The sequence below is a fragment of the Comamonas thiooxydans genome, assembly GCF_002157685.2.
In the GTDB taxonomy this organism is placed as follows: domain Bacteria; phylum Pseudomonadota; class Gammaproteobacteria; order Burkholderiales; family Burkholderiaceae_C; genus Comamonas; species Comamonas testosteroni_H.
The window spans coordinates 3,989,922-4,007,585 of sequence record NZ_AP026738.1; the positions used below are offsets into that span (position 1 = coordinate 3,989,922).

Below are 17,664 nucleotides of genomic sequence, written 5' to 3' on the forward strand. Positions count from 1 at the left end.
TGAGATCCTGCGGCGAGGATGTTTGATCTGGAATGAGCAAGGATAGGAGCGGACTCGAGCGAGCAGGATAGGAAGATTCTTAAAAATGGCCGTGAGGGTGCGCCGGCGCAGCGCTGGCCAAACGAAGCGCAATGGCTTTCGTTCCGGCGAGCTTTGCGCTTTTTAGCCTTCGATGTCGTGCGTATGAGTTTTTATGGCGGACTGTTTCACAGACGAGGATGCGGGATTGCGCGAGTCATGGCGGGCTCAGACCGGCCTTCCGCCCCCCAGGCCGGCAGCCGCAGAACCACACCAATACAGGTATTAACCCGAATAAAGTCGCTGAAACTGGCTAGAATCGCGCCCATCCCGCGGGAGAGCGGAGCCTTTCGAGGGTTCCCGCCGAAGGCGCAAACTCCCATAATCGCTCAGGCAATAAGTACCGCAGGTGGGTCTGACAGGACCCGGATATCGCCAACTGGAGAGCAGCCCGCAACCACAAGTCTGCAGGGCTCACCGAAGGGGCAAGCATGTCCACCGCGAAGGTGCTCATGCGCAACTCTCAGGTAAAAGGACAGCGGGAGAGGCAAGCCGGACACTCCCGCCGATGTGAGTGGCTGGTCTATTTTCAAGTGCCTTCATGCTTCCTTCCGTCTCTTTGCTGGACTCGTTCCAGGCCTCCAACTTCACCGTCATGCTGGTCATCTATCTGGTGGCCATTACCGCCGAAGCCATGTCCGGCGCACTCGCCGCAGGCCGGCGCAATATGGATATCTTCGGTGTCGTCGTCATCGCCTTTGTCACAGCCCTGGGCGGCGGCACCATCCGCGACATGGTGCTGGGCCACTACCCCATCGGCTGGACCCAGCACCCTGAATATGTGTATCTGGTCATCAGCTTCGGTCTGCTGACCACCGTGATTGCACGCCATATGCACAGGCTCAAGCAGGTGTTTCTGCTGCTGGACGCCATGGGCCTGATCGCCTTTTCGCTGATCGGCTGCAATACCGCGCTGGAGCTGGGCTACCCCACCATCGTCATCATCATGGCCGGCATGATTACCGGCATCAGCGGCGGCATCTTGCGCGATGTGCTCTGCAATCAGGTCCCCGTGGTGTTCCGCCGCGAGCTGTATGCCAGCGTGTCGCTGTCCGTATGCCTGATGTTCCTGGGCCTGCGCTACCTGGATGTCAGCCCCAATATCAGCACCATCGTATGTTTTGCCGGCGGTCTGGCCTTCCGTCTGGCCGCCATTCGTTTCAAATGGCGCCTGCCGGTTTTTTCGTACCAGCAGCGCTGGGAGTGATCGAGACTCCCCCTGTGGCGCTGCGCGCCTTCCCCCTCTCTTGCTACGCAGGAGGGGGACGCAGCCATCACTGCGGGGCGGCCCTTGCTTGGCTGCTCTGACCTAGACTGCGCCATGCATTACCTATGTAGTTTCACTTTCCATGTCTGAACCGATCACATGGATGCCGGATGGCACCCCCTATAGCACCAGATTCGGCGATCGCTATCACAGCGAGTTCGGCGGCCTCGACCAGGCACGCCAGGTTTTTCTCGGTGGCTGCGATCTGCCGGTGGCCTGGGCTGATGCTGCGCAGTGGCGCATTCTGGAAACCGGCTTTGGCTTCGGCCTGAATTTCCTGGTCACCTGGGCGGCATGGAAAGCTGACCCCAGGCGCCCGCGCATTCTGCATTTTGTCTCGGTGGAGGCCTACCCTGTCTCGCGCGAGGATCTGCTCGCGTTTTTGCCTGGCGATGAGGAACTGCGCCCGCTTGGCGAACAACTGGCCGAGCAATGGTGGGGACTGCTGCCCGGTGTGCATCGCCTCTCATTTGACAACGGCCAGGTGCTGCTGACGCTTTATATCGGCGATGCCAGGACCATGCTGCGCAAGCAGCAGATGACGGCGGACAGCGTATATCTGGATGGTTTCTCTCCTCAGCTCAACCCCGAGATGTGGGATGAAGATGCCATGAAGAACATCGCCCGCCATTGCCGCCGGGGCACGCAGCTTGCCACCTGGTGCGTGGCCGGCGATGTGCGCCAGGCGCTCAAGGCTCAGGGCTTTGAAGTAAAGAAGCGCGCTGGCGTGCCGCCCAAGCGCCATAACCTGCATGCAACCTACAACCCGGCCTGGGAGCCGCGCCATCGCCCTGACGGCCTGCCTGCGCCGGTGAGCCAGGCCGGCCGCTGCCTGGTGCTGGGTGCAGGCCTGGCTGGTGCCGCCGCTGCCGCCAGTCTGGCCAGACGCGGCTGGGAAGTGACGGTGCTGGATGCGGCAGCCGAGCCTGCGGCAGGAGCATCAGGCCTGCCAGCCGGCTTGTTTTGCCCGCATATTTCGCCCGATGACAGTGTTCTGTCGCGCTTGTCCAGAAGTGGCGTACGCACAACGCTACAAAATCTGCAGCAACTGAGCCAAACGCAAAAGTTGCATCCAGACCAGGACTGGGCCCATGGCGGCGTGCTGGAGCATGACCTGAACGAGCCCTCCCACCTACCCAGGTCATGGCTGCAACCCGGAAGCGACACCTCCCCCTGGGGCCTGCACTGGAGTGCGCCCGCCCTGCCGGCTCAGCTGGCTGCGGCAAAGCTGCCTGCAGACAGTCACGCCGTCTGGCATGAGCAGGCTGGCTGGGTACGTCCTGCACAACTGGTGCACGCGCTGCTGCAAGCCCCCGGGATTCATTGGCAGGGCCATGCCCGAGCTTCGCGCCTGGTGCGCGATGAAGTGCGCAATATCTGGCAGGTGCTGGATGCTCAGGACCAGACCCTGGCCGAAGCCCCCATGCTGGTGCTGGCCCTGGGTCCGGACACCAAGCCCTTGTTGCAAGCCAGCGGCCTAGCAGCAGGGGAATGGGAGCTGCAAGCCATACGCGGCCAGGTCAGCGTGGCCGAGCATGATGCAGTGACGCTTGCGGCCATGCCGCCCTTCCCCGTCAACGGTCATGGCAATCTGGTGCCGGACTTTCCCTCGGGCGACCAAGCTGGCGCGCACCAGTGGATCATGGGATCGACCTTCGAGCGCGATGTGACCGAGCTGCCGCCCACGGCCGCCGACCAGCAGGCCGCCCATGCCAGCAACGGCGAAAAGCTGGGCGCTTTGCTGCCCGGCTGCAGGCAGGCGCTGGGCTCCTTCTTCGATGCAGACCAACGGCCCGCCACCTGGGCGCGCCTGCGTTGCGCGGCCTATGACCGTCTGCCGCTGGCAGGCCCCGCCGGGCAGTCGACAGCCGATCTACCGGGCCTGTGGGTGCTGACTGGGCTGGGCTCACGTGGGCTGACGCTATCCATGCTTTGCGGCGAACTGCTGGCGGCACGCCTGCATGGCGAGCCGCTGCCGCTGGATGCCAGGCTGGCTCAGGCCCTGGGTACGCAACGCCTGTGGAGCCGCTCCCTGCAGCAGCCCAGGTAAGCCACTCGCGAAAAAAAGCACGCAGCGCTTACGGAGAAGTGCTGCGTGCCGTTTCGGGCCTGATTCTGAAGCCGGTTTTATTCGCTGCTTAGCGATGCCACAGTGACCAGAGGCTCGAGCCTGGTCGCCAGCACCTTGTCCAGCGTCTTGCCGTCCATGTCCACGACTTCAAAGCGCCAGTCTTCCCACTCCACCACGTCGGCCTCGGTGGGCACACGGCCCAGCAGCAGCATGATCATGCCGCTCAAGGTGTGATAGCGGCCGCGCTCTTCCTCGGGAACGGTATGCAGGCTCAGGCGGTCCTTGAGTTCGGGCACGGGAATATGGCCATCCAGCAGCCAGCTGCCATCTTCGCGCTGCACGGCCCAGCTGGTTTCGGGATCACGCGGCTGAAATTCGCCGGTAATCGCCTCGATCAGGTCCTGCAGCGTGACAATGCCCTGCACCTCGCCGTACTCGTCGATCACAAAGGCCATATGCAGATCGGAGGTGCGGAAGTTGTCCAGCAACTCCATGCCGGTAATGGTCTCGGGCACATAGAGGGCAGCCTGCAGAGGCTGGTCCTTGAGCGCCTGCCTGCCCTTGTTGAGCAAGGCCTGCGTCAGCCACTGGCGGGCATTGAGCACGCCCACGATATTGTTCATATCGCCACGCACGACCGGGAAGCGCGCATGGTCGGCCTGTTCGACACGGGCCAGAGTCTCTTCCAGGCTCTCGTCGATATCGAGACAGATGACATCGCTGCGCGGCACCATCAGCGAGCCGATCTGGCGATCGTCCAGACGGAACACATTGCGCACCATGGTGTGCTCCTGCGACTCGATCACGCCGGCCGTGTGACCTTCCACCAAAATGGCCTGGATTTCCTCTTCGGTCACCACGCTGCCATTGCTTTCCTTGACGCCCAGGACCTTGAGCAGGCCGCGCGTCGATGCCGACAGCAACCAGACAAAGGGTTTGGTGGCCAGGGCCAGGAAGTTGATGGGACGCGAGATCAGGCGCGCCAGGGCCTCGGGATGGGTCTGACCCAGGCGCTTGGGAACCAGCTCGCCCACGACGATGGAGAAGTAGGTGATCAGCACCACCACTAGGCCGGTGGAGAGGTAGTCGGCATATTTCTGGGTCATGCCCAGGGTGATCAGCCAGTTCTCCAGCGGGCCGGCCAGAGCCGCCTCCCCGACGATGCCGTTGAGCACGCCGATGGAGGTGATACCGATCTGGATGGTGGAGAGGAAACGCGTCGGATCCTCTCCCAATTTGATAGCAGCCGCCGCTCCGCTGTCGCCCTCATCCACCAGTTTCTGCATGCGGGTTTTGCGAGCGGTGACTAGCGCAATTTCCGACATGGCGAAAACGCCGTTCAGACAGATGAGAGCGAAAAGTATGGCTATTTCCATAGTCAGGCACCCGCTTTCAATCCAGGCGCCTCAATCATTGAACAAGCCTTGATTCTAGAGAATGCCCGGCGCAGGGCCGCTCACAAAATGCAAGCGCGCATAAAGGAAATTGGTTCAAGCGCTCCGTACGAGCGTTCTGGCAGCTCTTCACATATTCATTCAGATATATATGAAGCACTAAATAATCGTTTGTTTTTATATAAAGCCTCTCTACAGTTCGGTCCAACGATCCAAGTGCAATGCCACCCGCGGCAGGGCATACGCTCCACGGAAGAACTGAAGACATGTATCAATACACCGATTTCGACAAAGCGTTCGTCAAGCAACGCGCCGACCAGTTCCGTGACCAGCTCCAGCGCTGGCAGGCAGGCAAGCTCACGGAAGACGACTTCCGCCCGCTGCGTCTGCAAAACGGCTGGTATGTGCAGCGCTATGCGCCCATGCTGCGTGTGGCCGTGCCCTACGGTGAAATCAATTCCGCCCAGATCCGCGTGCTGGCAAGGGTGGCACGCGAGTACGACGAGCCCGAGGCCGAAGTCTTCAAACAGGCTCTGGAAGGCCAGGGCAAGCTGGGCACGACCTACCTGCCCAAGAACTGCGCCCACTTCACCACGCGCACCAATGTGCAGTTCAACTGGATTCCGCTGAGCAAGTCCGCCGACGTGATGGATCTGCTGGCATCCGTGAACCTGCACGGCATCCAGACCAGCGGCAACTGCATCCGCAACACCACCACCGATGCGCTGGCCGGTATCGCACCCGACGAGATCATCGACCCCCGCCCCTACGCAGAAATCCTGCGCCAGTGGACCACGCTGCACCCCGAGTTCGCGTTTCTGCCGCGCAAGTTCAAGATCGCCATCACAGGCGCCAGCGAAGACCGCGCCGCCACGGGCTGGCATGACGTGGGCCTGCACATGGTCAAGAACGAAGCCGGCGAGATCGGCTTCAAGGTCTTCGTGGGCGGCGGCATGGGCCGCACGCCCGTGATCGGCACCGTGATCCGCGAGTTCCTGCCCTGGAACCAGATCATGAATTACATCGAGGCCATCGTCCGCGTCTACAACGAGCTGGGGCGCCGCGACAACAAGTACAAGGCCCGTATCAAGATTCTGGTCAAGGCCGAAGGCCAGGCCTATATCGATGCCGTGGAAGAGGAATTCCGCCAGATCGTCGAAGTGGACGGCGGCCCTCACACCGTGCCCCAGGCCGAGTTCGATCGCGTGTCTGCCATGTTCACAACGCCCGCTCTGCCCGTAGTGGCCGATGCCGCAGGCGATGAGCAGGCCCTGATTGCGCAGACCGCCAAGGAACCCGCCTTTGCACGCTGGATTGCCCGCAACGTCCACGCCCACCGCGTGGCCGGTCTGCGCGCCGTGACCCTGTCCTTCAAGCGTGTGGGCCAGGCCCCCGGCGATGCACAAAGCGAACAGCTCGACGCACTGGCTCATCTGGTGGACAAGTTCTCTGCCGGCGAAGCCCGCGTGACGCACGACCAGAACGTGATGCTGCCCTGGGTGCAGGTCGGCCAGCTGCATGCACTGTGGACCGAGGCCAAGGCCCTGGGCCTGGCCAGCACCAATGTGGCGCTGCTCACCGACATGATCGCCTGCCCCGGCGGCGACTTCTGCGCGCTGGCCAATGCCCGCAGCCTGCCGATTGCCGACGCCATCACGGCCCGCTACCAGGATCTGGACGAGCTGGACGACATCGGCGAGATCGATCTGCATATCAGCGGTTGCATCAACAGCTGCGGCCACCACCACAGCGGCCATATCGGCATCCTGGGCGTGGATAAGGACGGCAAGGAGTGGTATCAGGTCACGCTGGGCGGCTCCGACGGCTCGACCCTGTCCGGCCAGGCCGTGGCCGGCAAGGTCATCGGCCCCTCGTTCAGCGCAGCCGAAGTGCCCGATGTGATCGAAGCCGTGCTCAGCACTTATCGCGACCTGCGCCAGCCCGGCGAGCATTTCATCGACGCCGTGCGCCGCATCGGCCTGGACCCCTTCAAGGAGGCCGGCAAGGCCGCCCGCCACCCTGCGGAAGCCGAAGAAGAAGCGCTGGCCTGAAGCCATAAGAACAAGGATAGAGTCATGAAAATTCTGGCAAGCAACGAATACCAGGCCCCCACCGAAAGCACCGGCAATGTGCTGGTGCTGGCCAATGACGTGAACGCCCTCGAGGCGAATCTGGACGGCATCACGCAGGTGGATCTGTACTTCCCCAACTTCACCGACGGCCGTGCCTTCAGCCAGGCCTATCTGCTGCGTCGCCGCCTGAAGTTTGCGGGCGACATCCGCGCCACCGGCGATGTGCTGATCGACCAGCTGGTTCAGATGGAGCGCACGGGCTTTAGCAGCGCCGTGCTGCGCGAAGGCGTGGACGCCGCCGACGCCCAGCGCCAGTTCGAGCGCTTTGGCGGTTTCTACCAGGCCGATGCCGTGCACACACAGCCCCATTTCGTAGAGGTGCAAGCATGAGCCAGCTCGCCCCCGCAAGCACCCTCGACCTGGATCTGGCACGAATCAACGCCGAGCTGGGCCGCGACGCCCAGGCGCTGGTGAACTGGGCCGTGGGCCTGGGTCAGTCCACCATAGTCACCACCAACTTCCGCCCCTTCGAGGCGGTGATCCTGCACATGGTCACGCGCGCCAACCCCGACGTGCCCGTGGTCTGGATGGACAACGGCTACAACACCGAAGCCACCTATCGGTTTGCCGATGCGGTGACCAAGCAGCTTGGGCTCAAGCTCAAGATCTACCTGCCGCTGCGCTCACGCGCCCACCGCGAGGCCGTGGAAGGCGCCACGCCAGCGCTGGACGATCCGCGCCATGCGGCCTTCACCGAAGAGGTGAAGCTGGAGCCCTTTGCCCGCGCCCTGCGTGAAACCGCACCCAAGGTCTGGTTCACCGCCCTGCGCGCCACCGACACCGCCGTGCGAGCACAGATGGAGCCCGTGAGCATCAATCCCGACGGCCTGATCAAGGTTGCACCTCTGCTGCACTGGTCGTCCAAGGAGCTGTACGAATACTGCGAAAAGCACGGCCTGCCCAACAACTTTGACTATGTGGACCCCACCAAGGGCGAAGACAACCGCGAGTGCGGCCTCCACATCGCTCACTAAAAAATAGCAACCAGCGCTTGCTACATATGCGCTAGAGAACTGTTTCGCTTGAAAGTGTATTTATGAACGCCCGTGTGGATACTTCCGTGTTGAGCCATCTCAGCAATCGCCACCTGGATGCGCTGGAAGAAGAAACCATCTTCATCCTGCGCGAAGTGGCCGCCGCTTTTGAACGCCCCACCCTGCTGTTTTCGGGCGGCAAGGATTCGCTGGTCATGCTGCGCTGCGCCGAAAAAGCCTTTGGCGCAGGCCGCATCCCCTATCCCTTGCTGATGATCGACACCGGCCACAACTTCCCCGAAGTGACCGATTTCCGCGACCAGCGAGCCAAGGAGCTGGGCGCCGAGCTGATCGTGCGCAGCGTGGAAGACTCGATGGCACGCGGTACCGTGCGCCTGGCACACCCCGGCGAATCGCGCAATGTGCACCAGTCCGTGACGCTGCTGGAGGCGATTGACGAGTTCCGCTTCGATGCCTTGATCGGCGGCGCGCGCCGCGACGAGGAAAAGGCCCGCGCCAAGGAGCGTATCTTCAGCCACCGCGACAGCTTCGGCCAGTGGCAGCCCAAGGCCCAGCGCCCCGAGCTGTGGACGCTGTTCAACACCCGCATTGCACAGGGCGAGCATTTCCGCGTCTTCCCTATCAGCAACTGGACCGAGCTGGATGTGTGGCAGTACATCGCCCGTGAAAACATCGCCCTGCCATCGATCTACTACACCCACAAGCGCGATGTGGTGGAGCGCAAGGGCCTACTGGTGCCCGTGACCGAACTGACCCCGCCGCGTGACGGCGAGGAAGTCGTGCAGCGCGATGTGCGTTTCCGTACCGTGGGCGACATCACCTGCACCTGCCCCGTGGAAAGCACGGCAGCAACGGCCGAAGACATCGTGATCGAAACCCTGGCCGCCGAGGTCAGCGAACGCGGCGCGACGCGCATGGACGACAAGACCAGCGAAGCGTCCATGGAAAAGCGCAAGAAAGACGGCTACTTCTAAGGCATCCCCTGAGGCGCTACGCGCCTTCCCCTTCTCTGGAGCTTCGCTCCGGAAGGGGACGACACCCTCGGTGCGCGGCGGCGCTTCCTCGGTGTCTCTGAGTTGGGACATGTCGGTTTTTAGAAAGAATGCGATGACTGAGACTATTAATTCCGTAGCTGCTAGCGCAAACCCATCAAGCGCTTCAGGCCAATTTGATGCACATAACAGCAGCGCGCTGCGCTTTATCACCTGCGGCTCGGTCGATGACGGCAAGAGCACGCTGATCGGTCGCCTGCTGGTGGACACCCGCGCCGTGCTGCAGGATCAGCTGGCCGGCGTCACCAAGTCCGGCGAGACGGATCTGGCCCTGCTGACCGACGGCCTGGCCGCCGAGCGCGAACAAGGCATCACGATCGATGTGGCCTACCGCTACTTCGCCACCGAGTCGCGCAAGTTCATCATCGGCGACGCTCCCGGTCACGAGCAGTACACACGCAATATGGTCACGGCGGCATCGAGCGCCGACGCCGCCGTGGTGCTGGTCGACGCCACCAAGCTGGACTGGAAGAATGCCGATCTGGAGCTGCTGCCCCAGACCCGCCGCCACAGCCTGCTGGCCCATCTGCTGCGCGTGAATTCGCTGGTGTTTGCCGTCAACAAGCTCGATGCCGTGCAGGACCCGGCCCTGGCCTTTGCCCATATCAGCGCGGCGCTGCAGAAGTTCACGGCCTCCGCAGACATCAAGATCACGGCCACCGTGCCCGTGTCCGCGCTCAAGGGCTACAACGTGGTCAACAGCACTGACGGTTGGGCCGGCTACCACGGCCCCAGCCTGCTGCAACTGCTGGAGCAACTGCCCAACACGCCCACCGACAGCGATCTGGCGCTGGCCTTCCCCGTGCAGTGGGTGGAGAAGTTCTCTTCTTCGTCCGACACAAGCCAGGGCCGCCGCGTGTTCTGGGGCCGTGTCGCCACGGGCGTGGCCCGGGTCGGTGCCCAGGTGCAGATTCTGCCCAGCGGCCAGCTCGCGACCGTGGCCCAGGTCATAGACCATGCCCGCGCTCCCAAGGAGGTAGCTGCCGGCCTGTCCGCAGGGATCACGCTGGACCGCGAGGTCGATGTCTCGCGCGGCGACTGGATCATTGCCGCCCCGGTGCAAGCCGAAGTGGCCGAGGATGACTTTGATGCCCCTGCTGCCGCAAGCCCCTGGCCCAGCAGCCGCGAAATTACCGCCACCGTGGCCTGGATGGACACAGAACCCCTGGTGCCCGGTCGCGTTTACTGGGCGCTGCATGGCCATCGCTGGGTCAAGGCCAAGGCGCGCCGCTTGGTGCACCGCCTCAATATCAATACACTGGACAAGGAAGACGCGCAGCAGCTCGAGGCCAATGCCATCGGCCAGGTGGAGCTGGTGCTGCAGGAAGCCATTCCGGCCGCCCCCTTCACCCAAGCCCGCCAGCTGGGCTCGCTGATTCTGGTGGACACCGCCAGCAATGCAACGGCCGGTGCCGCGCTGGTGAACTGAAGCCAATGAAGACAAGGCCGCAACCGCGATCTGGCCGCCAAACCAGATCTCCATACGGCCTTATCCAGCCAGGCACTGGCGCTGCGCGGGAAAAAACCTAAAATCACGGGGTTTTACCAATCCCCACCCAAGAAGAAGATTCTCAATGACTCACGTCGTTACCGAAAACTGCATCAAGTGCAAGTACACCGATTGCGTGGACGTTTGCCCCGTGGACTGCTTCCGTGAAGGCCCCAACTTTCTGGTGATCGATCCCGATGAATGCATCGACTGTGCCGTCTGCATTCCCGAGTGCCCGGCCAATGCCATCTTTGCCGAAGAAGATGTCCCCGCAGATCAACTGGCCTTCATCAAGCTGAACGTGGATCTGTCCCAGCTCAAGAGCTGGAAGAGCATCACCAAGCGCAAGGCTTCGCTGCCCGACGCCGACGAGTGGAATGGCAAGCCGAACAAAGTGGATTTGCTGGAGCGCTAAGCCAGTCAGGACGCGGACTGCGCTACGCTTGCCTGCATGAGCCTGTCCAACGCAACGACCAACGCTTCCCTCTCACTACAACCCGCCGTGGAAACCGACGCCATCATCATTGGCGCAGGTCCGGCGGGTTTGTTTCAGGCCTTCCAGCTTGGCCTGCAGGGCATTCAAGCCCATTTGATCGATGCCCTGCCCCATGTGGGCGGCCAGTGCAGCCAGATCTACGCGCACAAGCCCATCTACGACATTCCCGGCATTCCCGTCTGCACGGGCCTGGAGCTGGTGCAACTGCTGGAAAAGCAGATCGCGCCCATGCAGGTGACCCGCCATCTATCCCAGCAAGTACAGACTCTGCAAGCCCTCGACGACGGACGCTGGCAGGTCGGCACCACGGCAGGAGCGCTGTTCCACACCCGTACCGTCTTCATCGCCGCAGGCGTCGGCGCGTTCGTGCCCAAGGCCCTCAAAGCACCGGGGGTGGATGAGCTCGGCACGGGCCAGCTGCACTATCACCCGCAGCAGCTGGATATGGCTGCAGGTCGCCAGGTGCTGGTCTATGGCGGCGATGAGGATGCCGTAGCAGCTGCCATTGCCTGCAGTTCAAGCGCGGCCAGAACCGTTCTCATGCATCGCCGTGACAGCTTCAATGCCGAGCCGGCGCAACTGACCCGGCTTCAGCAACTGCGCGAATCTGGCACCGTCGAAGTACTGATCGGCCAGATCACCGAAGTGCGGCACGGCGATGGCCTACTGGAGTCCGTGCAATGGATGGACGGCGAAGGCGACGAACATCTGCATCCTGTCGAACAGTTGCTCGTCTACCAGGGCATTTCACCCAAGCTGGGCCCGTTGACGGACTGGGGCCTGGCACTGGAGCGCAAACAGCTGGCCGTGGATCCGGCAACGCTTGCCACCAGCGCCTCGGGGATTTATGCCATCGGCGACATCGTCAGCTACAGCGGCAAGAAACGGCTGATCCTCTGCGCCTTCCACGAGGCCACCATGGCCGCGTTTGCAGCCGCCGAATACCTGCAAGACAGCAAGCCGTTGCTGGAATACACGACGACCAGCGCGCGCCTGCATGCCATCTTGGGTGTGTCCCACTGAAGAGCCGCCAGTGTCCTCCCTCGGACTCCTTGGAGTCCGCCGCTTTTGAGGCTGGCATAAAAAAACCGCTATCCCTCGGGATAGCGGTGTAAATCACGACGGGGTCAGACCCCACCGCGCGCACTTTGATCTCGGCTCAATGGCCATGTGCCGGCTTGACCGGAATGATGGGCACTTCCTTGCCTTCCTTGTCATAGACCTTGCCACCTTCGACGCGGTCCCCATCGGCCAGGGCTTCCAGCACATGCTGGCTCAGGGCGCGGCCATAGCCGGCTTCAAAGACGGAAGGCTGATCGGAATTGCCTTGCTTGAAGTGGTTGTAGAGCAGGTTCAGGGTCACGGCAACCAGCGCCGTTGCGCTGATGCCCGAGTGGAAGATCGTGGCAAACCATGCAGGGAACTGGTCATAGAACTTGGGAGCCACCACCGGCAGCAGGCCCGCGCTCACCGAGGTGGCAACAATGATCAGATTCATATTGTTGTTGTATTCCACCTTGGCCAGGGTACGGATGCCGCTGGCAGCCACGGTACCGAACAGCACCAGGCCGGCACCGCCCAGCACGGAGGGAGGCACGCAAGCCACGATGCGGCCCATCACCGGCAGCACGCCAAACACGATCAGGATCAGGCCGGAGAAAGCCACCACGAAGCGGCTCTTGATTCCGGTCACGGCCACCAGACCCACGTTCTGTGCAAAAGCGCTTTGCGTGAAGCCGCCGAAGATGGGAGCCACAATGCTGGAGAGCATGTCGGCGCGCAGACCATCACCCAGACGGCGACCGTCCACAGGGCTGTCCACGATTTCGCCCACGGCCAGCACGTCGGCCGAGGTTTCCACCAGGATCACCAGAATCACGATGAACATGGAGATGGTGGCCGCCATGTCGAAAGTGGGCCAGCCGAAGTGCAAAGGCGTAGGCACCGCAAAAATGGGGCCGTTGAACACCTGCGAGAAATCGGCCTTGCCAATGAAGACGGCCGTGATGGTACCCACCACGATCGCCACCAGAATCGACAGGCGCGACAGCATGGCATTGCCCAGCTTGCTGAACAGCAGCACCATGAACAGCGACAGACCGGCCAGACCGATATTGCCCATGCTGCCGTAATCAGCAGACTTGGCATTGCCGCCCATGGCCCAATGCGCAGCCACAGGCATCAGCGACATGCCGATCACCGTGATCACGCAGCCATTGACCAGCGGTGGAAAGAATTTGGTGATGCGCGAAAAAACCGGTGCAATGATCAGACCCAGTACCGAGGCGTACATGACGGCTCCCAGCACGCCCTGCATGCCGCCCCCGGTGTGCAGAATGCTGACCATGGTGGCCACGCCTGCGAATGAAACACCTTGAACCAGAGGCAGACGGCAGCCGAAGAAAGGGATGCCCAGGGTCTGCAGCAAGGTTGCCACACCACCCATGAACAGGCAGGCGGTCACCAGCAGACCGGCATCGGCAGCAGACATGCCTGCCGCTTCAGCCACGATCAGAGGCACAGCCACGATACCGCCGTACATGGTCAACACATGTTGCAAGCCATACATGAGGTTGGCGGTGACGCCAAGATTCTCATCCTCGGGGCGCTTGACGGCCGCATCCCTGGATGCTCCGGTCTGATCGTTCATCTTTGTCTCCTAAATTACCTACTCACCAAGGCTCTAGAGGCCTTTCGCTCTGTCCGGTCGACTTGCAGCAACTCTTTCGGCAGCGATCTTTTCCGATCGCCCCAGCGAGGCCTTGTGCTGCAGCCAGTCGCTCTTCTTCGAGAGCGATCCGACCTATAGAAAAGAGCAAACCACTCTTTCATTCACCCAGGTCAGTCTTTCAATCTCCTTTGATTGCATGACATCCGCCGGACGGACTATTCCATTACGCAATCAAAGCCATACCCAGAAGGGCATGAGTCGAGACTGTACGTTGCTAGGACACCAAAATTGTCTACAGTTTTGTATACAAAGTGCTGACCAGAACCTTTCCAAAGCAAAAAAAACAGCCTCATTGGCTGCGATCGGGCACTTGAAATTGATGCAGATCATGTCCATCGAGGCATTCATGCCCTCTATAACGAACAAAAGGATGCAAGACACATTCCCAGTTGTGTCTTGCATCCAGCAAAGAAGAGAAAAGAGAGATCCGGAGCGCTTGTCAGTGGCCGATCAGTCTTCCTCGGCCTGAGCGATGCCGGGAAACAGTACATCGGTAAAGCCGAAACGACTGAAATCGCGCACCCTCATCGGATAGAGCTTGCCCCAGAGGTGGTCGCACTCATGCTGGACCACGCGCGCGTGAAAGCCCTCGACCGTGCGGTCAATCGGGTCGCCGTAGATATCAAAGCCGGTGTAGCGCACCTTGCTCCAGCGTGGCACCATGGCTCGCAGACCGGGAACAGACAGACAACCTTCCCAATCCAGTTGCTCCTCTTCACCGATGGGTGTGATGACTGGATTGATCAGCACGGTGCGGGGCACTATGGGGGCATCCGGATAACGGGGATTGGGCTCACCCGAGCCAAACACCACCATCTGCAAATCCTCGCCGATCTGCGGCGCCGCCAGGCCAGCACCGTTGGCAGCATGCATGGTGTCCAGCAAATCCTTGAGGAGCAGATGCAGCGCATCCGTATCAAATTCAGTCACGGGCTTGGCAAGCCTCAGCAGACGGGGATCACCCATCTTCAAAATGGTACGTACAGTCATATATCAATATGGCGTGCAGCAACCACCGGGTCACCGCACTGTTCAATCATCAAAAGCATAGCGTCGCCACCAATCCACGTGAACGGTGCGGCCAGTTCGGGTATCAGGCACAGAGAATTTAATGAAATTGTGATGAACTTCCTGCGAGCTCATTTTTACACCCTATAATCTAGGTCTTCTTCCTCAATAGCTCAGTCGGTAGAGCGCCGGACTGTTAATCCGTAGGTCCCTGGTTCGAGCCCAGGTTGAGGAGCCAAGAATTCCGATGCTTTGCGGATATCAAAGCATCACACCGACATATTCCTCAATAGCTCAGTCGGTAGAGCGCCGGACTGTTAATCCGTAGGTCCCTGGTTCGAGCCCAGGTTGAGGAGCCAAAAATTTAGTTGCCTTGCAATCGCTCAAGGCATGTCACACCGACACATTCCTCAATAGCTCAGTCGGTAGAGCGCCGGACTGTTAATCCGTAGGTCCCTGGTTCGAGCCCAGGTTGAGGAGCCAAAATTTAGTCGCCTTGCAATCGCTCAAGGCATGTCACACCGACACATTCCTCAATAGCTCAGTCGGTAGAGCGCCGGACTGTTAATCCGTAGGTCCCTGGTTCGAGCCCAGGTTGAGGAGCCAAAATTTAGTCGCCTTGCAATCGCTCAAGGCATGTCACACCGACACATTCCTCAATAGCTCAGTCGGTAGAGCGCCGGACTGTTAATCCGTAGGTCCCTGGTTCGAGCCCAGGTTGAGGAGCCATTCAAAAGCCTGTATGCATTCATACAGGCTTTTTCTTTTATCTGCTCAGGCAGCTCTCACCACCCCCACCGAAGCACCCACGGGCGGCGCATCTACGGCGACGGCCTTGTGTGCAGAGTGAGGGACATAGGGATAGTGATGCGGCACCACGGGAATATGCTGCTCGCCCTGCTCCCAGGCTCGCAATTCATCCTCCAGTCGCGCGGCACGTTCGGCGTACATCTGAGCGGAGGACTGGTAGTACTCCGCCGCGATAGTGTGCTCCAGAACAGCCATGCGCGCCTCTTGCAGATAGGCACGCGTACGGCGGATATAGCGCGGTTCGGAACGTCCAAAACCGAAGATCTTGCCGAAAAACATGTCCAACCTCCTTTTCCGGTAACAACGCAAATCCGTCACGACTCCTCAACCGATGGAGCAATGTTGCCAGCGTAATGTCTCCGGTTCAAGACATCTGTCCCACAGCAAGAGTTCGCCTCGTAGGAGGGGCACCCGCCACTTGCGGCCGCCCACCCAAAGCCGGCTCCAGGCAGGGCTTGAGATACAGCCATCCTGCCACAAAGCCCAGCTCAAGAGTCAATCAGACACATTGTTCGGGTATTTGCGGAAGCCCCCACATCGCCCGGTGGGCAAGGGCCTCCCCCTCGGATTGAGCTATGCATTGCAGCCACGCTCCGGGGTACAGCTCGATGCCGACCGCCGCCTGCCCACAAATAGCAATAGCAATGCCGACTTGCGGCCAAGCCTAGCCCGCCTAAGCGCTGCGGCAGACAAGAACACCCGCCATCAAGGCGGGATCGCTCCAGGATTCAATGCAGCGTCCCCGCCACACAGACAGGCACAAGCTCGCGAGTCAGTTGTCCCGCAGAAAGTTCAGCACCCCTTCGGCCACATGAACACCAGAGGACATACAGGCCGTGAGCAGATAACCGCCCGTGGGAGCCTCCCAGTCCAGCATTTCTCCCGCACAGAAGACGCCAGGCAGAGCAGCACACATCCCCCGCGCATCCAGAGCCTCCAGACGAACTCCGCCTGCAGTACTGATGGCCTCATCGATGGGGCGCGGTGCGATCACCGTCAAAGGCACCGCCTTGATCGTGGATGCCAGGCGCTTCATGTCCGCCATGCCATCCTTGCCGAGCACCTCATACAGCAAACCCGCCTTGATGCCATCAAGCCCCAGACGCCCTTTGAGATGACTGCTGAGACTGCGCGAGCCGCGCGGCCGCATCACCTCCTGCTGCACACGCTCCGCACTCCACTGCGGCAGCAGATCCAGCTCGAAGCGCGCAGCGCCCTGGCGGGCAATGCAGTCCCGCAACAGGGAGGAGACAGCATAGATCAGGCTCCCCTCCACCCCGGTCTGCGTCGCAACAAATTCACCCTGACGCTCAAAACCGGCACCTTGCTCGTCCGCAAACTTCAAAACCACCGACTTGAACGGCTGCCCGGCAAAGCGCTGAGCAAAGACCTCGCTCCAGCCGGCTTCACGTCCTTGCGGCCAGCCCACATCAAAACCACAGTTGGCCGCCTGCAGCGGGGCAATGCCCACCCCCTTGTCCTGCAGCAACGAAACCCAAGCGCCGTCCGAACCCAGACGCGCCCAGCTGCCGCCACCCGTCGCGAGCACCAACGCCTTGCAGCCAATCTTGACTCTGGCATCCTCTGTCTGAAGAACCGGCTTGCCATCCTCTGACCAGCCTATCCAGCGATGACGCATATGAAACTGCACGCCCTGCGACTTCATACGCACCAGCCAGGCACGCAACAGCGGCGCCGCCTTCATATCCGCAGGAAACACTCTTCCGGATGACCCCACAAAGGTATCAAAGCCCAGTTCCTTGACCCAGGCCTGAAGCTCGCTCGCCCCCCACTTTTCGAGCCAGGGAGTCAAATCTGCAGAGCGGCAGCCATAGCGAGTCACAAAGCTCGAAAACTCCTCGGAGTGCGTAAGATTGAGACCGCCTTTGCCGGCCATGAGGAATTTGCGAGCCGCCGAGGCTTTCGCCTCGAACACTCTGACCGACAAGCCGGCCTTTGCCAGTTGCTCGGCCGCCATCAAGCCTGCAGGCCCGGCACCGATCACAGCCACATCACAGACCCATTCGGAATCGGCCATCAAGGGCTCCGAGACACTCATACTTCTACCACCTCAATCTGCCGGCAGCCACCGGCCGCCAAAGGGTGCGCAGAATACCACCGACGGCATTTCTGCAATATTG

The 17,664-nt window shown here is 61.2% G+C and carries 14 protein-coding genes, 5 tRNA genes and 2 riboswitches; of the genes, 14 read left to right on the forward strand and 5 right to left on the reverse strand.

Features of this window, described 5'->3' with window-relative positions:
* Window positions 1–341: 341 nt before the first annotated feature.
* A riboswitch (glycine riboswitch) is annotated at window positions 342–434 on the forward strand.
* Between the two features lie 13 nt (window positions 435–447).
* Window positions 448–567: riboswitch (glycine riboswitch) on the forward strand.
* Window positions 568–619: 52 nt separating this feature from the next.
* Window positions 620–1,285, forward strand: coding sequence for a trimeric intracellular cation channel family protein (locus CTR2_RS18535; RefSeq protein ID WP_003069687.1), 666 nt, complete (start codon window positions 620–622; stop codon window positions 1,283–1,285).
* Window positions 1,286–1,427: 142 nt separating this feature from the next.
* The gene (gene mnmC, locus CTR2_RS18540; protein ID WP_476390646.1) at window positions 1,428–3,395 is read left to right on the forward strand and encodes a bifunctional tRNA (5-methylaminomethyl-2-thiouridine)(34)-methyltransferase MnmC2/FAD-dependent 5-carboxymethylaminomethyl-2-thiouridine(34) oxidoreductase MnmC1; all 1,968 of its coding nucleotides are present in this window, start codon (window positions 1,428–1,430) and stop codon (window positions 3,393–3,395) included.
* A gap of 77 nt (window positions 3,396–3,472) precedes the next feature.
* On the opposite strand, the gene CTR2_RS18545 is transcribed toward mnmC, so the two are convergent.
* On the reverse strand, window positions 3,473–4,792 hold the full coding sequence (locus CTR2_RS18545) for a hemolysin family protein (RefSeq protein ID WP_003069691.1): 1,320 nt from the start codon (window positions 4,790–4,792) through the stop codon (window positions 3,473–3,475).
* Window positions 4,793–5,076: 284 nt separating this feature from the next.
* Here CTR2_RS18545 and CTR2_RS18550 point away from each other — a divergent pair, with 284 nt between their 5' ends.
* From CTR2_RS18550 to CTR2_RS18580, 7 genes are all read left to right on the forward strand, one after another.
* A complete protein-coding gene (locus CTR2_RS18550) occupies window positions 5,077–6,861 on the forward strand; it encodes a nitrite/sulfite reductase (protein WP_087081972.1) in 1,785 nt (594 codons plus the stop codon).
* 24 nt (window positions 6,862–6,885) lie between these two features.
* The gene (locus CTR2_RS18555; RefSeq protein ID WP_087081970.1) at window positions 6,886–7,272 is read left to right on the forward strand and encodes a DUF934 domain-containing protein; all 387 of its coding nucleotides are present in this window, start codon (window positions 6,886–6,888) and stop codon (window positions 7,270–7,272) included.
* Window positions 7,269–7,916 carry a phosphoadenosine phosphosulfate reductase domain-containing protein gene (locus tag CTR2_RS18560; RefSeq protein ID WP_087081968.1) on the forward strand — a complete coding sequence of 216 codons (648 nt, stop codon included), beginning with the start codon at window positions 7,269–7,271 and terminating at the stop codon, window positions 7,914–7,916. Before CTR2_RS18555 ends, CTR2_RS18560 begins: the two co-directional genes overlap by 4 nt.
* 62 nt (window positions 7,917–7,978) lie before the next feature.
* On the forward strand, window positions 7,979–8,911 hold the full coding sequence (gene cysD, locus CTR2_RS18565) for a sulfate adenylyltransferase subunit CysD (protein WP_087081966.1): 933 nt from the start codon (window positions 7,979–7,981) through the stop codon (window positions 8,909–8,911).
* Between the two features lie 133 nt (window positions 8,912–9,044).
* A complete protein-coding gene (locus CTR2_RS18570; RefSeq protein WP_034379301.1) occupies window positions 9,045–10,418 on the forward strand; it encodes a sulfate adenylyltransferase subunit 1 in 1,374 nt (457 codons plus the stop codon).
* 145 nt (window positions 10,419–10,563) lie between these two features.
* Window positions 10,564–10,893 carry a ferredoxin FdxA gene (fdxA, locus tag CTR2_RS18575; protein WP_003053491.1) on the forward strand — a complete coding sequence of 110 codons (330 nt, stop codon included), beginning with the start codon at window positions 10,564–10,566 and terminating at the stop codon, window positions 10,891–10,893.
* Between the two features lie 36 nt (window positions 10,894–10,929).
* The gene (locus CTR2_RS18580; RefSeq protein ID WP_087081965.1) at window positions 10,930–11,997 is read left to right on the forward strand and encodes an NAD(P)/FAD-dependent oxidoreductase; all 1,068 of its coding nucleotides are present in this window, start codon (window positions 10,930–10,932) and stop codon (window positions 11,995–11,997) included.
* Between the two features lie 136 nt (window positions 11,998–12,133).
* Here the strand turns inward: CTR2_RS18580 and CTR2_RS18585 are convergent, their stop codons facing one another.
* The gene (locus CTR2_RS18585; protein ID WP_003069706.1) at window positions 12,134–13,624 is read right to left on the reverse strand and encodes a nucleobase:cation symporter-2 family protein; all 1,491 of its coding nucleotides are present in this window, start codon (window positions 13,622–13,624) and stop codon (window positions 12,134–12,136) included.
* A 531-nt stretch (window positions 13,625–14,155) separates the two neighbouring features.
* The gene (def, locus tag CTR2_RS18590; protein WP_087081963.1) at window positions 14,156–14,695 is read right to left on the reverse strand and encodes a peptide deformylase; all 540 of its coding nucleotides are present in this window, start codon (window positions 14,693–14,695) and stop codon (window positions 14,156–14,158) included.
* 180 nt (window positions 14,696–14,875) lie between these two features.
* Here def and CTR2_RS18595 point away from each other — a divergent pair.
* The 5 genes from CTR2_RS18595 to CTR2_RS18615 all read left to right on the forward strand — a co-directional run bounded on the left by CTR2_RS18595 (window position 14,876) and on the right by CTR2_RS18615 (window position 15,442).
* Window positions 14,876–14,951 (forward strand) — tRNA-Asn (locus tag CTR2_RS18595).
* Window positions 14,952–14,996: 45 nt separating this feature from the next.
* A tRNA-Asn gene (locus CTR2_RS18600) sits at window positions 14,997–15,072 on the forward strand.
* A 48-nt stretch (window positions 15,073–15,120) separates the two neighbouring features.
* Window positions 15,121–15,196 (forward strand) — tRNA-Asn (locus CTR2_RS18605).
* A gap of 47 nt (window positions 15,197–15,243) precedes the next feature.
* A tRNA-Asn gene (locus CTR2_RS18610) sits at window positions 15,244–15,319 on the forward strand.
* A 47-nt stretch (window positions 15,320–15,366) separates the two neighbouring features.
* Window positions 15,367–15,442: transfer RNA gene (locus tag CTR2_RS18615), tRNA-Asn, on the forward strand.
* 45 nt (window positions 15,443–15,487) lie between these two features.
* On the opposite strand, the gene CTR2_RS18620 is transcribed toward CTR2_RS18615, so the two are convergent.
* Together CTR2_RS18620 and CTR2_RS18625 are read right to left on the reverse strand one after the other, a co-directional pair.
* Window positions 15,488–15,802, reverse strand: a complete 315-nt coding sequence (locus CTR2_RS18620) for a hypothetical protein (protein WP_003067300.1) — start codon at window positions 15,800–15,802, stop codon at window positions 15,488–15,490.
* 493 nt (window positions 15,803–16,295) lie between these two features.
* On the reverse strand, window positions 16,296–17,582 hold the full coding sequence (locus CTR2_RS18625) for a TIGR03862 family flavoprotein (RefSeq protein WP_087081961.1): 1,287 nt from the start codon (window positions 17,580–17,582) through the stop codon (window positions 16,296–16,298).
* Window positions 17,583–17,664 lie beyond the last annotated feature (82 nt).

What these genes read in the sequence shown, in the direction of transcription:
- CTR2_RS18560 (WP_087081968.1), top strand. Translation starts at nt 7,269, where the DNA reads ATGAGCCAGCTCGCCCCCGCAAGCACCCTCGACCTGGATCTGGCACGA.
- CTR2_RS18550 (WP_087081972.1), top strand. Translation starts at nt 5,077, where the DNA reads ATGTATCAATACACCGATTTCGACAAAGCGTTCGTCAAGCAACGCGCC.
- CTR2_RS18555 (WP_087081970.1), top strand. Translation starts at nt 6,886, where the DNA reads ATGAAAATTCTGGCAAGCAACGAATACCAGGCCCCCACCGAAAGCACC.
- CTR2_RS18580 (WP_087081965.1), top strand. Translation starts at nt 10,930, where the DNA reads ATGAGCCTGTCCAACGCAACGACCAACGCTTCCCTCTCACTACAACCC.
- fdxA (WP_003053491.1), top strand. Translation starts at nt 10,564, where the DNA reads ATGACTCACGTCGTTACCGAAAACTGCATCAAGTGCAAGTACACCGAT.
- CTR2_RS18535 (WP_003069687.1), top strand. Translation starts at nt 620, where the DNA reads ATGCTTCCTTCCGTCTCTTTGCTGGACTCGTTCCAGGCCTCCAACTTC.
- CTR2_RS18570 (WP_034379301.1), top strand. Translation starts at nt 9,045, where the DNA reads ATGACTGAGACTATTAATTCCGTAGCTGCTAGCGCAAACCCATCAAGC.
- def (WP_087081963.1), bottom strand. Translation starts at nt 14,695, where the DNA reads ATGACTGTACGTACCATTTTGAAGATGGGTGATCCCCGTCTGCTGAGG.
- CTR2_RS18545 (WP_003069691.1), bottom strand. Translation starts at nt 4,792, where the DNA reads ATGGAAATAGCCATACTTTTCGCTCTCATCTGTCTGAACGGCGTTTTC.
- CTR2_RS18585 (WP_003069706.1), bottom strand. Translation starts at nt 13,624, where the DNA reads ATGAACGATCAGACCGGAGCATCCAGGGATGCGGCCGTCAAGCGCCCC.
- CTR2_RS18625 (WP_087081961.1), bottom strand. Translation starts at nt 17,582, where the DNA reads ATGAGTGTCTCGGAGCCCTTGATGGCCGATTCCGAATGGGTCTGTGAT.
- cysD (WP_087081966.1), top strand. Translation starts at nt 7,979, where the DNA reads ATGAACGCCCGTGTGGATACTTCCGTGTTGAGCCATCTCAGCAATCGC.
- CTR2_RS18620 (WP_003067300.1), bottom strand. Translation starts at nt 15,802, where the DNA reads ATGTTTTTCGGCAAGATCTTCGGTTTTGGACGTTCCGAACCGCGCTAT.
- mnmC (WP_476390646.1), top strand. Translation starts at nt 1,428, where the DNA reads ATGTCTGAACCGATCACATGGATGCCGGATGGCACCCCCTATAGCACC.